General features: G+C 72.1%; 13 protein-coding genes and 1 pseudogene. 11 read left to right on the plus strand and 3 right to left on the minus strand.

Going from position 1 to position 13,770, the window contains the following annotated elements:
* Window positions 1-418, minus strand: a pseudogene (locus ACFC02_RS17915) (transposase); the annotation flags it as partial.
* Between the two features lie 89 nt (window positions 419-507).
* Between ACFC02_RS17915 and ACFC02_RS17920 the strand changes: the two are divergent.
* Together ACFC02_RS17920 and ACFC02_RS17925 are read left to right on the plus strand one after the other, a co-directional pair.
* Window positions 508-963, plus strand: a complete 456-nt coding sequence (locus tag ACFC02_RS17920) for an ImmA/IrrE family metallo-endopeptidase (RefSeq protein ID WP_376357576.1) — start codon at window positions 508-510, stop codon at window positions 961-963.
* Window positions 927-2,585, plus strand: a complete 1,659-nt coding sequence (locus ACFC02_RS17925; RefSeq protein ID WP_376357578.1) for a tyrosine-type recombinase/integrase — start codon at window positions 927-929, stop codon at window positions 2,583-2,585. The genes ACFC02_RS17920 and ACFC02_RS17925 overlap by 37 nt, the downstream gene beginning before the upstream one ends.
* 146 nt (window positions 2,586-2,731) lie before the next feature.
* Here ACFC02_RS17925 and ACFC02_RS17930 read toward each other — a convergent pair whose 3' ends face one another.
* Complete coding sequence (locus ACFC02_RS17930; protein ID WP_360961442.1) at window positions 2,732-4,177, minus strand: glyceraldehyde-3-phosphate dehydrogenase; 1,446 nt, start codon at window positions 4,175-4,177, stop codon at window positions 2,732-2,734.
* A 189-nt stretch (window positions 4,178-4,366) separates the two neighbouring features.
* Between ACFC02_RS17930 and ACFC02_RS17935 the strand changes: the two genes are divergently transcribed.
* The 7 genes from ACFC02_RS17935 to ACFC02_RS17965 all read left to right on the plus strand — a co-directional run bounded on the left by ACFC02_RS17935 (window position 4,367) and on the right by ACFC02_RS17965 (window position 9,351).
* Window positions 4,367-5,428, plus strand: a complete 1,062-nt coding sequence (locus tag ACFC02_RS17935) for a PucR family transcriptional regulator (RefSeq protein ID WP_376357581.1) — start codon at window positions 4,367-4,369, stop codon at window positions 5,426-5,428.
* 665 nt (window positions 5,429-6,093) lie between these two features.
* Window positions 6,094-6,639 (plus strand): hemerythrin domain-containing protein, encoded by a 546-nt coding sequence (locus ACFC02_RS17940; RefSeq protein WP_376357583.1) that lies wholly within the window; start codon window positions 6,094-6,096, stop codon window positions 6,637-6,639.
* A complete protein-coding gene (locus ACFC02_RS17945) occupies window positions 6,636-7,724 on the plus strand; it encodes a hydrogenase expression protein HypE (protein WP_376357585.1) in 1,089 nt (362 codons plus the stop codon). Before ACFC02_RS17940 ends, ACFC02_RS17945 begins: the two co-directional genes overlap by 4 nt.
* A gap of 1 nt (window position 7,725) precedes the next feature.
* Window positions 7,726-8,322, plus strand: a complete 597-nt coding sequence (locus ACFC02_RS17950) for a DUF5947 family protein (protein WP_376357587.1) — start codon at window positions 7,726-7,728, stop codon at window positions 8,320-8,322.
* A gap of 10 nt (window positions 8,323-8,332) precedes the next feature.
* Complete coding sequence (locus tag ACFC02_RS17955) at window positions 8,333-8,539, plus strand: hypothetical protein (RefSeq protein ID WP_376357589.1); 207 nt, start codon at window positions 8,333-8,335, stop codon at window positions 8,537-8,539.
* A gap of 121 nt (window positions 8,540-8,660) precedes the next feature.
* The gene (locus tag ACFC02_RS17960) at window positions 8,661-8,840 is read left to right on the plus strand and encodes a hypothetical protein (protein WP_376357591.1); all 180 of its coding nucleotides are present in this window, start codon (window positions 8,661-8,663) and stop codon (window positions 8,838-8,840) included.
* A gap of 10 nt (window positions 8,841-8,850) precedes the next feature.
* Window positions 8,851-9,351: a nitroreductase family deazaflavin-dependent oxidoreductase gene (locus ACFC02_RS17965; protein ID WP_376357593.1), complete on the plus strand. Its 501-nt coding sequence runs from the start codon at window positions 8,851-8,853 to the stop codon at window positions 9,349-9,351.
* Window positions 9,352-9,452: 101 nt separating this feature from the next.
* Here the strand turns inward: ACFC02_RS17965 and ACFC02_RS17970 are convergent, their stop codons facing one another.
* Window positions 9,453-10,430: an SDR family NAD(P)-dependent oxidoreductase gene (locus ACFC02_RS17970; protein WP_376357595.1), complete on the minus strand. Its 978-nt coding sequence runs from the start codon at window positions 10,428-10,430 to the stop codon at window positions 9,453-9,455.
* 315 nt (window positions 10,431-10,745) lie between these two features.
* On the opposite strand from ACFC02_RS17970, the gene ACFC02_RS17975 reads away from it, so the two are divergent.
* Both ACFC02_RS17975 and ACFC02_RS17980 read left to right on the plus strand, forming a co-directional pair.
* A complete protein-coding gene (locus ACFC02_RS17975) occupies window positions 10,746-11,513 on the plus strand; it encodes a DUF3566 domain-containing protein (protein WP_376357597.1) in 768 nt (255 codons plus the stop codon).
* A 187-nt stretch (window positions 11,514-11,700) separates the two neighbouring features.
* Window positions 11,701-13,755, plus strand: a complete 2,055-nt coding sequence (locus ACFC02_RS17980) for a flavin monoamine oxidase family protein (RefSeq protein WP_376357599.1) — start codon at window positions 11,701-11,703, stop codon at window positions 13,753-13,755.
* Window positions 13,756-13,770: the final 15 nt, after the last annotated feature.

A 13,770-nucleotide genomic window follows, 5' to 3' on the forward strand; every position in this document is an offset into this window, starting at 1 on the left:
CGCACCGAGCCCGCGTTGCCCGGCCTGAGCAGGGCCGCGGCCGGTTCCCCGGTGCCGTCCGGCCCGTGGTCGACGAAGGCCATGAGTGGGTGATGACTGAGCGTTTTCTTCCAGGTCTTGGCGCGTGCTCCTTCTCGGAGTGCGCCAGGATCAGGACGCCGTCGATGTCCACGATCACCTCGCCACCCGCATCCGGCGCTGTCTTGCCGGCCAACCACCAGACCCGCTCACGGACTTCGGCTCGTGCACGTCGGATCGCCGTGACCGCGAGGGGACCGGCTGCGGCCAGGGTATAGACCAGGCGGGAGACGGTCGGGGCGGAGGCCACCGGCCCGAACACAGCGGGCTCGGCCCGCAGCATGGTGATGTCCGTCAGGCAGGCTCCGCCGAGCGCGACCGCCAGAGCAAGGTCGAGGAGGGCGCACATTCTCTTCACTTGCCTGCCGCTACTGTTGTAGACATGGGATCCGGCGCGCTTCCCACCGTCCGAATGACCCTGGGGGGCGTATGTTCACAACTCCTAGCCTCGCTGTACCAGCCGGTCTCCACTACGCCCCCGAGGACATCCTCGACCAACTCGGCACACGCATCGTCCGCACCTGGCTCCGCGATACCTGGGGCATCTGGTCCCGCGACGATCACAGCATCGTCATCGCATCCGGACTCGGCGCCGCACAGAAGGGATGCGTCCTGGCGCACGAGTTGGAGCATGCCTTGGCCGGAGACATCGACTGCGGCAATCGAAGTTGGTCAATCCGCCAAGAACGAAGAGCGGACGTCGCTGCAGCCTGCAAGCTGATAGCTATCTCGGACTTCGCCGAAGTCGCCCAGTGGGCGCCCGACATCTACACCGCCGCTGGCGAGCTGATGGTGACGGAACGGCTCTTGGAAGTCCGCCTCAACGACCTGCGAGGGGAGAGCTGGCCGTGGCGACGTCAGGATGGATTGAAGATCGCTGGCTGAAGAAGAGGCCTAATCCCACCACCGGCAAGCGGGAACGCACCGAGCTGTACGGCAAGTGCAAGCGGTACCGCGTCGCTGGCATACCCGGCGTCCGCAAGCGGTCCTTCGACACGGCGGACGAGGCCAAGGTTTGGCTGTCGGACACGCTGGCGGCCATCAAGAAGGGCGACTTCTTCGACGAGCGTGCGGGGGAGATCCTGCTCGGCGACTACATCACCGACGTGTGGTGGCCGAACTGCGACTACGACCAGTCCACGGCCGAGTCGATGGAAGGGAAGATCCGCAAGAACATCGTGCAGACCTCGCTGGGTCGCACTCCCATGAACGTGGTCGGCGACGACCACCTCATCGCATGGAAGAAGGAACTGAAGGCCCGGCGCCTGGCCGACACCACGATGGAAGTGCTGTGGACGCACCTCTCCAGCATCTTCAAGAGCGCAGAGGGCAAACGCATCAAGCAGAACCCCTGCCGCGCTGCCGCCACCGGCGTCCGGCCGCAGGCATCGGGGGAAACGAAAGCACGCGCCTGGACCAGTCGCGAGGCCCACGCTATCCGGGAGGCGATACCCCGCCGCTACCAGATGGTCGCCGACCTGGGCATGCACGCAGGGCTGCGGCAGGGAGAGACGTTCGCCTTCAGCCTTGACGACGTTGACGAAAGCCTGATGGTCATGCGCATCCGTCGTCAGTTGCAGTGGAGCAAGGACGGCAAGACCGCGTACTTCAAGCTGCCGAAGAACCGGAAGGAACGTCAGGTCCCGCTGTCACCGGGCCTCCTCAAACGCATCAACGAGTACGCGGACGAGTTCCCCTCTGTCACGGTGACGCTGCCGTGGCAGGGGCCGGGGAACTCCGGGCGGGCGACAGCCACCGTCAGCCTGCTCGTTACAACGCAGTGGCGGAACCGGGTCCGTCCGGGCACGTTCAACGAGAAGACGATGAAACCTGCCCTCGCGGCAGCCGGCCTCATCAAGCCGCGGCGAGAAAACGAGGTCTGGGGCTGGGAGCCCTGCCGGGAGATGATGCACCACCGGTGGCGACACACCTACGCCAGCGTGCAGCTCGGTGCCGGGGAGGATCCGGTGTCAGTGTCGCACTGGATGGGGCACGCCTCGGTGACCATCACGCTGGAGACGTATGCCCACTTCCTGCCAGACAACGGGATGCGGGGCCGGACCGCCATGGACGCGTGGCTGGACAACGGCGCGCCCAAACCCCCGGCAGCCGTGGACCTACGCGCGTCGGTGCCCCTCGGCTACACCGAGATCAGCACTCTGTCGCTGCCGACCGACGGCATAGGGGAGCCGTCCGAGTTCCTCTTGGCGGGGGCTCGTTACGGCGGGGCCTGGGCCGTGGGCGTACAGGCAGCCGTCGATGCCCCTCTGTGCGGGGAGATCCGGACGGGCCCCGGTGACGGAGACGCTGCGCTGGCGGCCGGCCTCGCGTGGGTGGAAGAGTATTGTCAACGCGAAGGGCTCGCCGTGGCCCAGGCGCTGAACCTGAACGGTGAGTTCCCGGAGGCGGCCAGGCCGTATCAGACGCTCGGACGGCTTCGGATCGAGCCTCACGCGAGGGCACGCGTACTCCCGCGAAAACCCCCTGAGAACCCCCCGGGCCTGTAGGCGATCACCGAGGGCCGCCACCTGACTTGCGGGTGGCGGCCCTCGCTGTGTACGTCGATGATGTCTATCAGTGCAGGTCAGGCGCGATCTTCAGGAGCCTTGAGACGGCTCCGGCTGCACCTGCGTAGCCGAGGGGCGCGCCCGGGTCAGACCGCGGGCGCCGGGTAGGTCGGGTACTCGACGCCGGAGACGTGCTGGACGACCCGGATGACCTGGCAGGAGTAGCCGAACTCGTTGTCGTACCAGAGGTAGAGGATGGCGTTGTCGCCCTCGACCTTGGTCGCGCCCGCGTCGACGATCGAGGCGTGGCGCGAGCCGATGAAGTCGCTGGAGACCGCGTCGGGCGCGCTGATGAAGTCGATCTGCCGCCTGAGCGGCGAGGTCAGCGAGACCTCGCGCAGATGGTCGAGGACCTCCTCGCGGCTGGTCTCGCGCCGCAGCCGCAGGTTGAGGATCGCGATGGAGACGTCCGGCACCGGGACCCGGATCGAGCTGCCGGTGATCCTCGCCTCGAGGTCGGGCAGCGCCTTGGCGACGGCGGAGGCGGCACCGGTCTCGGTGATCACCATGTTGAGCGGCGCGCTGCGGCCGCGGCGCTCGGACTTGTGGTAATTGTCCAGCAGGTTCTGGTCGTTGGTGAAGGAGTGGACGGTCTCCACGTGACCGCTCTCCACGCCGAACTCGTCGTCCATCGCCTTCAGCGGCGGGACGATCGCGTTCGTGGTGCACGAGGCGCAGGACAGGATCCGCTCGTCCGGCTTGAGGGTGTCGTGGTTGACGCCGTGCACGATGTTGGGGACGTCGCCCTTGCCGGGCGCGGTCAGGACGACCTTCCCGACACCGGGGCGCAGGTGCTTCGACAGGCCCTCGCGGTCACGCCACTTGCCGGTGTTGTCGATGAGGATGGCGTCCTTGATGCCGTACGCCGTGTAGTCCACCGACGAGGGGTCGTCGGCGTAGATCACCTTGATCGCGTTGCCGTTGGCGAGGATGGTGCTGTTCGCCTCGTCGACGGTGATCGTGCCCTGGAACTGGCCGTGGATGGAGTCGCGGCGCAGCAGCGAGGCGCGCTTGACGATGTCCTGTTCGCCGCCCCCGCGGACGACGATCGCACGCAGCCTGAGCCCGTTGCCGGAGCCGGCCTTCTCGATGAGCAGCCGGGCGACGAGCCGGCCGATGCGGCCGAAGCCGTAGAGCACGACGTCGCGTCCCTCGCGGCGCTCGGCCTTGTCCGCGCCGGTGGCGCCCGCGACCGCCCCGGCCGTGAACTCGGCCACGGAAAGGCCCCGGTCGTCGGCCTTGTACGTAGCCGCCAGCATGCCGATGTCGATCTGCGACGGACCGAGGTCCAGCGCGGTGAGCGCCTCCAGGAAGGGGAGCGTGTCGGTGACCGACAGTTCCTCGCCTGCGATCTGCCGCGCGAACCGGTGGGTCTTGAGAATGCTCACCACCGACTTGTTCACCAGGGAGCGGCTGTGCAGCAGGACGTTCACGTCCCGCTCCCGGTGCAGCTTCCCGATCATCGGGATCATCGACTCCGCGATCTCCTCGCGGTGCTTCCAGTTGGTGAACGAGTCGTCGTTGACAGTCACAGGTTTCTCTTTCGAGCTAGGCAGCGCTCATATGCTAACCCGCCCGGTGAATCGTTCCTTCAGAGGGGTGGCCCGCCCGGTGACCCCGGCCCCGGCCACGCGCGACGGGGCCTGCGGCCGGGGTTTGGTACTGCCGTTCGGAGTGCGTTAAGAACAACGCCGACGACCGATCAAGGCTGGGGAGGGTCCGTGACACGGCCAGAGGTGCCCGACGAATACCTGACGGGCTACACCCGGATCCTGGCCGACGTCTGTGTCACGGGCCGCCGGCTCACCCGGGACGAACTGGAGAGCCTGCGGGCCCAGGGGGAACGGGCGGCGGAGGCCGGCCACGGCCTGCGCCGGCTCGTCCGCCGGCACCTCGCCGAGACCCGCGCGGTCTCCGCCACGCTGCGGGCCGCCGGTGTGGACCGGTTCCTCGCCGCCGTCGAACAGGCCATCGACGCGTTCGCCGAGGGCCACGAACGCGCCCAGAAGCTCGCCATGCGCCAGGAGGAAGCCGCCCGCCGCGAGTTCATCGACGACCTGCTCTACGGGCGCAGCGACCTGGGCCGGCTGGCGGAACGCGCCGAACGCTTCGGGCTGCTCTTCTCCCGCGCCCACGCCGTCGCGGTCGCCCAGGGCACGGAACCCGTCGACGACACCCACCCCGCCACCCGGCACGTCGAGGCCTCGCTGCTCGCCCGGTTCGGCGAGCGCAGCGTCCTGCTCACCACCAAGGACGGCCGGCTCGTCTGCGTGGCCCCGGGCGACCAGGACGACGTCCTCGCGTTCTTCGCCAAGCACGCCTACGCGGCCACGGACGGCGGCCGGGTCGCCATCGGGCGTCCGCACCCCGGTGCCGGGGGCGTGGTCCACTCCTACGAGGAGGCCCTCAACGCCCTCGACCTGGCCGACCGCCTGGAACTCCGGGAACCGGTGCTGCGCGCGGCGGACCTCCTCGTCTACCCCGTCCTCACCCGTGACCGGCAGGCCATGGCCGACCTCGTCCGCGACACGCTCGGCCCGCTCCGCGGCGCCCGCGGCGGTGCCCAGCCGCTGCTGGACACGCTCACCGCGTACTTCGACGCGGGCTGCACGGCCGCCGAGGCGGCGCGCCGCCTCAGCCTCAGCGTCCGGGCGCTCACCTACCGCCTGGAGCGCATCCACAAGCTGACCGGCGCCGACCCGGCCGACCCCATGCACCGGTACACCCTGCAGACGGCGGTCATCGGCGCGCGCCTCCTCGGCTGGCCCGAACGGGAGGTGTGAGGCGGGGGCCGGGTTCGCGGGCACGGTGAGGCGCGCGTGCGGCGGGCCGGGCGTCCGTCGGGCCGGGCGTCCGCCGGGCGCGGGCGGGTGGGCGGCACGACCGTCGCCGGGCCCCGCAGCGCCGCCTCGTGTGCCGCCCACAGGGCAGGCGCCCGTGCCGCCCACAGGGCAGGCGCCCGCACACCCCGGAACCGGCGACCAGCGCGCCGCCCGCCCCGAACGCCCGCGGGCCGGCCACGAGATCGTCCCGTACCGCCCTGATCTCGTGGCGTGCCGGTTCCGCCGCGTCCTGGCCCAGCCGCGCCGCCGCGTCACCCATCCGGCCCGCACCCGCCGTGCTGCCTCGCCCGGTGATCCCGTCTCCACGTCCGCGGTGCGTCCCGTCCGTGCCGTCCCGCCGGTCACCGTCGCCGCGCCCCGCGCCGGTGCTCCCTCCGGGTGCCGCCGGCGCGGAGGGAGAAACCCCCGGTCACGGCGGCGTACCGCCGCGGCGGGGGCCCGCGCCCGCCGCGTCCGCCCCGGCCGAACGCGCGGCCGGGGGCGACCTGTGTGAGCCTGGGGCGGGGACGGACCGTCCCCCGCGCTCCGTGCGTCGTCCGCCGAGGACCCGCGCCCGAGCCCGCCCGCCGTGCCGCGGATCGCCGCCTTGGACGAGGAAAGAAGCGATGGACGCGATCGAGCTGCTGAAACACGACCACCGGATGGTGGAGCAACTGTTCCGCGACTACCACGCCGCGGCTTCGCCGACCCAGCGGCGCGGCGTGATCGAGCTGACGATCCGCGAACTGTCCAAGCACGCGGCGCTCGAGGAGATGATGGTCTACCCGCTGGCCAGGAAGGCCCTGCCGGACGGCACGCTCAGGGCGGACGAGCACCTGGGCGAGGACATGGCCGTCAAGCAGCTGCTGCTGGCCCTCGACAAGCTGCCCGCGGGCGACCCACGGGAGAGCGACCTCATGGCCCGGCTCAGGCGGGAGGCCGAGGCACACGTACGCGCGCAGGAGACCGAGCTGATGCCCGCGCTGCGCGAGCACGTGGCCCAGCAGGACCTCGACGAACTGGGCCGGCTCCTCGACCAGGCCAAGCAGGGCGCCCCGACCCGTCCCCACCCGCACGCGCCCGACCACCCTCCGGCGCTGACGGTGGCCGCCCCGCTGGCCGCCGCCTACGACCGACTCCGCGACCGTCTCCAGGGGAGGCCGAGCACATGACCATCGAGAGCGGCACCACCCACGCAGGGCAGGAGCCCCAGGGCACCCGCGACCGGGAAGGGTTCGACGAGATCCACATCCTCTGGATCTCCGAGGGCATGAGCTGCGACGGCGACACGGTCTCCATGACGGCCTCGGGCCAGCCCGCGATCGAGGACGTCGTGCTCGGACTCGTCCCCGGGCTGCCGAAGGTGCACCTGTACAACAAGGTGCTCTCGCCGAGCCTGGGCGGCGAGGACTACCTCGCGCCCTTCCGCGCGGCGGCCCGGGGCGAACTGGCCCCGTTCATCCTCGTCATCGAGGGATCGGTCCCCAACCAGAACATCATCGAGGGCGACGGCTACTGGACCTCGTTCGGCAACGACCTGGAGACCGGCCAACCGCTCACCCTCAACTGGTGGATCGACCGGCTCGCACCCAAGGCCTGGGCCGTCGTCGCGGTCGGCACCTGCGCGACGTACGGCGGCATCCACGCGATGGCCGGCAACCCCACCGGCTCCATGGGCCTCGCGGACTACCTGGGCTGGGACTTCAAGTCGCAGGGCGCCCTGCCCATCGTGAACGTCCCCGGCTGCCCGATCCAGCCCGAGAACTTCATGGAGACCCTCACCTGGGTGCTCCAGCACGCGGCGGGCTCCGCGCCGCCCCCGCCGCTCGACCACATGCTGCGCCCGCAGTGGCTGTTCGGGAAGACGGTGCACGAGGGCTGCGACCGGGCCGCGTACTACGAGCAGGGCGACTTCGCCAAGGACTACAACTCGCCCAAGTGCCAGGTGAAGGTGGGCTGCTGGGGGCCGGTGGTCAACTGCAACGTGCCCAAGCGCGGCTGGATGGGCGGGGTGGGCGGCTGCCCCAACGTCGGCGGCATCTGCATCGGCTGCACGATGCCCGGCTTCCCCGACGCCTTCATGCCTTTCATGGACGAGCCCACGGGCGGCAGCCTGTCCTCCGTCCTCATCAGGCCGTACGGCGCGTTCATCCGCCGGATGCGCGGCATCACCAGCATGGCGGTCAACAAGGAACCGAAGTGGCGGCACAACGAACCCCAGCTGACCAGTGGTTACGACCCCTACTGGCGCGCCTGACATGGCCGGCACGCTGGCACGTCTGATCCGCGGTGCCGCCGACGCGCGGACCGGGGCCGAGGAATGCTGCGACCTGTGCGGCGCGGTGGTGGCCGAGGACCACCGGCACCTGCTCGACACCGGGACCGACGGCGGAGCGGAGCTGATGTGCGCCTGCCGGGCGTGCTCGCTGCTCTTCGCCGACGACGCCGCGGGTGGCGGGCACTACCGGCTGGTGCCCTCGCGGCGCCTGCGGCTGTCCCCCGTGGACACCGCCGCGCTGGGGGCGCCGGTCGGACTGGCCTTCTTCGTGGTACGGCAGGACGGCACCCCCACCGGGCACTGGCCCAGCCCGGCCGGGGCCACCCGCTGGGAGGCCGACCCCGGCGCCTGGCGCCGGCTGGTGGACGGCTGCCCGCCGCTGGCGACCCTGCAACCCGGCGTGGAGGCCCTCCTCGTCCACACGGCCCGCGGCGCCGAGCACCACTGGATCGTTCCCGTCGACGACTGCTTCCGGCTGGTCGCCGTCGTACGCCGGGAATGGCGCGGACTGTCCGGGGGCGACCGGGTGTGGGGCGCCGTCGACGACTTCTTCGCGCAGTTGGCGCAGCGACCGTGAGGAGTTGACCATGGGCAGGATCAGAGTCGGCAGGCCCGACGTGCGGCCCGACACCCCCGGGCACATCACCGGGCTGCACCAGGGCAACGAGGGGCCCTACCACCGCCAGCCGGGCCACCACGAGGACGGTACGTCCGACGCCCGCCGGTCCACCGGCATCCACTGGAAGAAGCACAACGCGATCCTGAAAGCCATGCCGAACATCTCGCCCGGATGAGCCCGGATGAGCAGCTGAGCCCGGACGAGGCCGGACGACCGCGGACACCGGGGGCGTGGGCACGGGCCCGGGCGCATCGGGCAGGGCAGGCAGGGCAGGCAGGAAGAGGGAAGGAGCCGGGATGACAGGCAGGCAGGTACTGGCGGCGGAGGCCGCGGTGGTGGGCGCACTGGCGCTCGCACTGCTGGCCAAGGAGCTTCCCGGCATCATCCGCGAGGTGCGGATCTGGCGCATGGTCGGTCTCCGCCCGGGCCCCCGGAATCCGCACCGGCCCCTGCTGGAGGGCGGCGCGCTTCCCTAGACTCCGCGCCATGGACGCGCAGCCGGAACCGGCCGAACACCGCCCGCCGCCCACCGGTTGGCGGCGGACCGTCGCCCGCCTGCCCCTGCGCCTGTACCGGGCGGGACTGGGCCCGTTGTTCGGGCAGCGGATGCTCCTGCTGCACCACACCGGGCGGACGTCGGGCCTGGACCGCACCGTGGTCCTCGAAGTGGTCACCCGCGACCCGGCGGGCGCCAGCTGGACCATCGTCTCCGGATTCGGGCCCCGCGCGGACTGGTACCAGAACCTGCGCAGGCGACCGGAGACGGTGATCCAGGTCGGCAACCGCCGCCACCGGGTGACCGCGCGGTTCCTGCCGCCGCAGGAGGGCGGCGACATCATGGCGCGCTACGCGCCCCACCACCCCCGGCTCGCCCGGCGCCTGTGCGCCTACATGGGCTTCGCCGTGGACGGCAGCGAGGCCTCCTACCGCAGGGTGGGCGAGTCGATCCCCTTCGTGCGCCTCGAGACGGCCGCTCCGCGCCCTTGACGCGTCCTCGGCCGATCACTGATCCACCAAGGGGCGGTACGGGGGGCGTCTCCCCGGCCCCTGGGCCCCCGGCTCCTGGGCCCCCGCGGCCCCTCGGCCTCTCAGTTCCTCAGGCCTTCAGCCTCTCCGCGTTCCCCCACCGGCGGTTCGACGTCCGCCAACTCGCCGCTGAGACGCCAGACTTCGGCGGCGACGGCGCCGTCGGTGAGGTGCGGCCAGACCGGCTCGCGGCGCGGCCTGCCGCGCAGCCCCAGGACGCGCGGCCCCCACAGCTCCCCGCCCCGCACGGCCGGGTCGAGGACCGCCCGCACGGCGGACCAGGCCCCCGCGTCCTTGCCCTGGAGCACGGTGGCCGCCGGCAGACCGAGCAGCCGCGCGCCCGCCGTCCGCGTGTGCACCAGCGGGCGCGGCGGGGTGAGCGAGTCCAGGGCACCCCCGGGGTGCACGACCACACTGCGCACCGCGCTGCCCGCGGCACGCAGACGCCGGTCGAGTTCGAGACCGAAGTACATCTGCGCGAGCTTGGACCGGCCGTAGGTGCGCTTGGGCCGGTAGTCGCGCACGGACTGCGGGTCCGCCAGGTCCAGCCGCTCGGACCTGGCCGCGAAACTGCCCATGGTCACCACCCGGGCCGCCGGGGCGGCGGCCAGCAGGGGCATCAGCCGTGCGGTGAGCGCGAAGTGACCGAGGTGGTTGGTCGCGAACATCAGCTCGTGGCCCGCCGCGGAGACCCGGCGCGGCGGGTCGTCCAGCGCGATCCCCGCGTTCAGCACGACCGCGTCGAGCCGCTGCACTCCCAGTGACTCCACGGCGGCCGGGAGCGAGGAGAGATCGGCCAGGTCCATCCGCACGGCGCGTACGCGAGCACCGGGCACCCGGTCGCGCAGCGACGCCTTCGCGGCCTCGGCCCGCCGCGGGTCGCGGCTGCCCAGCACGACCTCGGCCCCCGAGGCGGCGAGCTGTTCCGCGACGAAGTACCCGATACCCGCGTTGCCGCCGGTGACCAGGAAGACGCGGCCGTCCGCGCGCGGCGGCCGGCCGACGTCCCAGTGCGGTACGGAGGAGGTGGACGGTGACATGGCGGTTCCCTTGCGAGCGGCGGACGGACGGGCCGGGGCGCCCGCGGCGGGCTGCCCGTCACCCAACGTGTCAGCCGCCGCCGACAGATCGCCTACGGATCACCGACGGCCGCCCCGGCACCCTCGCCCGCCCCGGCCCCGGACGCCGCCCGGCCGTTCGGGTGAGCCGCGCGTGCGGGCCCGCACCGCCGCGCATAGCGTCGAAGGCGCATGGATGGCGCGGCTCCGCCGAGGCCCGGGTTCCGCTCGCCCGACGCGGTGACGAGCGGAGCGCCGGGAACCGTGCCGTGACTCTCACCTGTGGAGGAGACAGACATGGGCCGGAGCAGCAGACGTACCGAGCGCGCCGAGGGCACGGAGGGTGCTGCACGCACCGGCCGGAGGTCCGGCGCCGCCACCGCCGCCGGCACCGATGCGGCCACCGAGACCCGAACCGGTGCCGACACAGCCACCGAGACCGAGACCGAGACCGAGACCGCGACCGAGACCGAGACCAAGACCGAGACCGAGACCGACATAACCGCGGGGGCCGTCGCCGAAGCCGGCACAGCCGCGGAGGCCGCCTCCGGCACAGCCGCGGGGGCCGAGACGGTCACCGCCACCGAGAGTGCCACCGGCACCGCCACCGAGAGTGCCACCGGCACCGGCACCGGCACCGGCACCGGCACCGGCACCGCCACCGGCGCCCCCGCCGGGGCGGAACCGCCGACGACCGGTTCCGGGCCGCGGCCCTGGTACGCCGGCAGCGCACGGTTGCGCCTGGACACCGCCGAACCGTGGACGCTGATGGTGTCCGGTTTCCTGCTCTCGCTGGGGCTGGTCCTGTGCGCGGCCGTCACCATGCCGCCGGTGTGGATCCTGCTGCGGCTGCTGGGCCAGGACCCCTGGCCGACGGCGAGCGCGGTGACGCTGTTCGCCGTCGTCACGGTCGTGCTGGTCACCGCCTTCACGACGCTGTGCGCCTTCCTCTACAACGTGGTGGCGCGCTGCGCGGGCGGCGTCGAGGTGACCTTGGCCGAGGAGGACCCCCCGGCGGTGCCGGGACCCGGCCGGACGGTGGCGAAGGCGGCACCCGGTCCATGACCTCGCGGCGGGGGAGCGGGCAAACCCCTTCCTCCGGGCCGCCGGTGGCGTCCGGGGGGCGTGCGGAAGCGCGCACCCACGTGAACGAGCGGCGCGCGAGGGCGTGTTGCTCCCCGCGCTCGCTCGTTCAGGTGACCGGTGATCATCGCCCGCCCGGGGCACCCGGCCGGTGCCCTATCCAGGACCCATGCATGAACTCCGCACCGCAGCCAGCCAACCCCCGTTGTCCCGGCGGCGGTTCACGACCGCCGCCGGTACGGCCGCCGGCGCCGGCGCCCTCGCTCTGGGCACCGGCGAACCCGCCTCCGCGGCAGCGCCCCCGGCCGCACCGGGCGCCCCGGCCGCTCCCGCCGACCCGCGGCAGGCCCCCTCGACGCCCCGCGCCACCGCGGACTGGGACACCTGCCTCGCCGTCGCCCGCGCCCTGCTGGTCGTCGACGCCCACGACGAACCCCTCGTACCGCAGTACGAGAAGATCCTCGGCTCCGGACTGCCCCGTGCCCGCACGAAGGCGGCCAAGAAGATCCTGGTCGTGGGCGCCGGCCCGGCCGGACTCGTCGCCGCCTGGCTGCTCAAGCGCGCCGGACACCACGTGACCCTGCTGGAGGCCAACGGCAACCGCGTAGGAGGCCGCATCAAGACCTTCCGCACCGGAGGCCACGAGCGCGCCGCGCAGCCGTTCACCGACCGGCGGCAGTACGCGGAGGCCGGCGCGATGCGCATCCCCGGCAGCCACCCGCTGGTGATGCACCTGATCGACCAGCTCGGGCTGAGGAAACGGCCGTTCCACCTCATCGACGTCGACGGTTCCGGCAAACCCGTCAACCACGCCTGGCTGCACGTCAACGGCATCCGCGTCCGCCGCTCCGAGTACGCGCGATCCCCGCGCCGCGTCAACCAGTCGTTCGGCGTGCCGCGCAAATACTGGGACACGCCCTCCTCGAAGATCCTCGGCAGCGCCCTCGACCCCGTGCGCGACGAGTTCAGCACGGTCGGCCCCGACGGCAAGCGGATCGACAAGCCCATGCCGGAACGGGTGCGGGGCTGGGCGCGGGTCGTCCAGCGCTACGGCGACTGGTCCATGTTCCGGTTCCTGACGGAGCAGGCAGGTTTCGACGAGCGCACCATCGACCTGATCGGCACCCTGGAGAACCTGACCTCACGGCTGCCGCTGTCCTTCATCCACAGCTTCATCAGCCAGTCCCTGATCAGCCCGGACACCGCCTTCTGGGAGCTGGTCGGCGGCACGGCGACGCTCCCGGACGCGCTGCTGCACCAGGTCTTGGACGTGCTGCGCCCGGACCGGCGCGCGACGCGCATCGAGTACTGGGACGCCGACCGGCAGCGGGCCAGCGGCTCCGACGACGCCCCGCACGTACGCCGTGACGGTCCGCACGTCTGGATCGACACCGTCTCCGAGGGCCGCGACGGCAAGGTCGTGCGCGAGCAGTTCACCGGTGACCTGGCGATCGTCACCGTGCCGTTCTCCGGCCTGCGGCAGGTGCAGGTCGCCCCGCTGATGACGTACGGCAAACGCCGTGCCGTCGCCGAACTGCACTACGACAGCGCTACCAAGGTGCTGCTGGAGTTCAGCCGCCGCTGGTGGGAGTTCACCGAAGCCGACTGGAAACGCGCGCTCGACGCGATCAGGCCGGGCCTCTACGACGAGTACCGGCGCGGCAAGGCACCCGCCGACGGCAGCCTGCTCGGTGCCCACCCCTCCGTGCCGCGCGGCCACATCAGCCCGGCGCAGCGGGCTCACTACGCCGCCACCCGCTGGGCCGGCCGCGACCAGCCGGAGGCCGCGCACATCGTCGGCGGCGGGTCCGTCTCGGACAACTCCAACCGCTTCATGATCAACCCCTCGCATCCGGTGTCCGGCAGCAAGGGCGGAGTGGTACTGGCCTCCTACAGCTGGGCCGACGACGCCTCCCGCTGGGACTCCTTCGACGACGAGGCCCGCTACCCCTATGCCCTGCGCGGCCTCCAGCAGGTCTACGGGCAGCGGCTGGAGGTCTTCTACACCGGCGCCGGCCGCACCCAGAGCTGGCTGCGCGACCCCTACGCCTACGGCGAGGCGTCCGTACTGCTCCCCGGCCAGCACACGGAGCTCCTCGGGTACATCCGCTCCCCGGAGGGACCGCTGCGCTTCGCCGGGGACCACACCTCGGTCAAGCCGTCGTGGATCGAGGGCGCCGTCGAATCAGGCGTACGAGCGGCACTGGAGGCGCACCTGGCCTAGAGGCGTCCACCCGGG

This window comes from Streptomyces sp. NPDC056160, assembly GCF_042268205.1.
Taxonomy (GTDB): Bacteria; Actinomycetota; Actinomycetes; order Streptomycetales; family Streptomycetaceae; genus Streptomyces.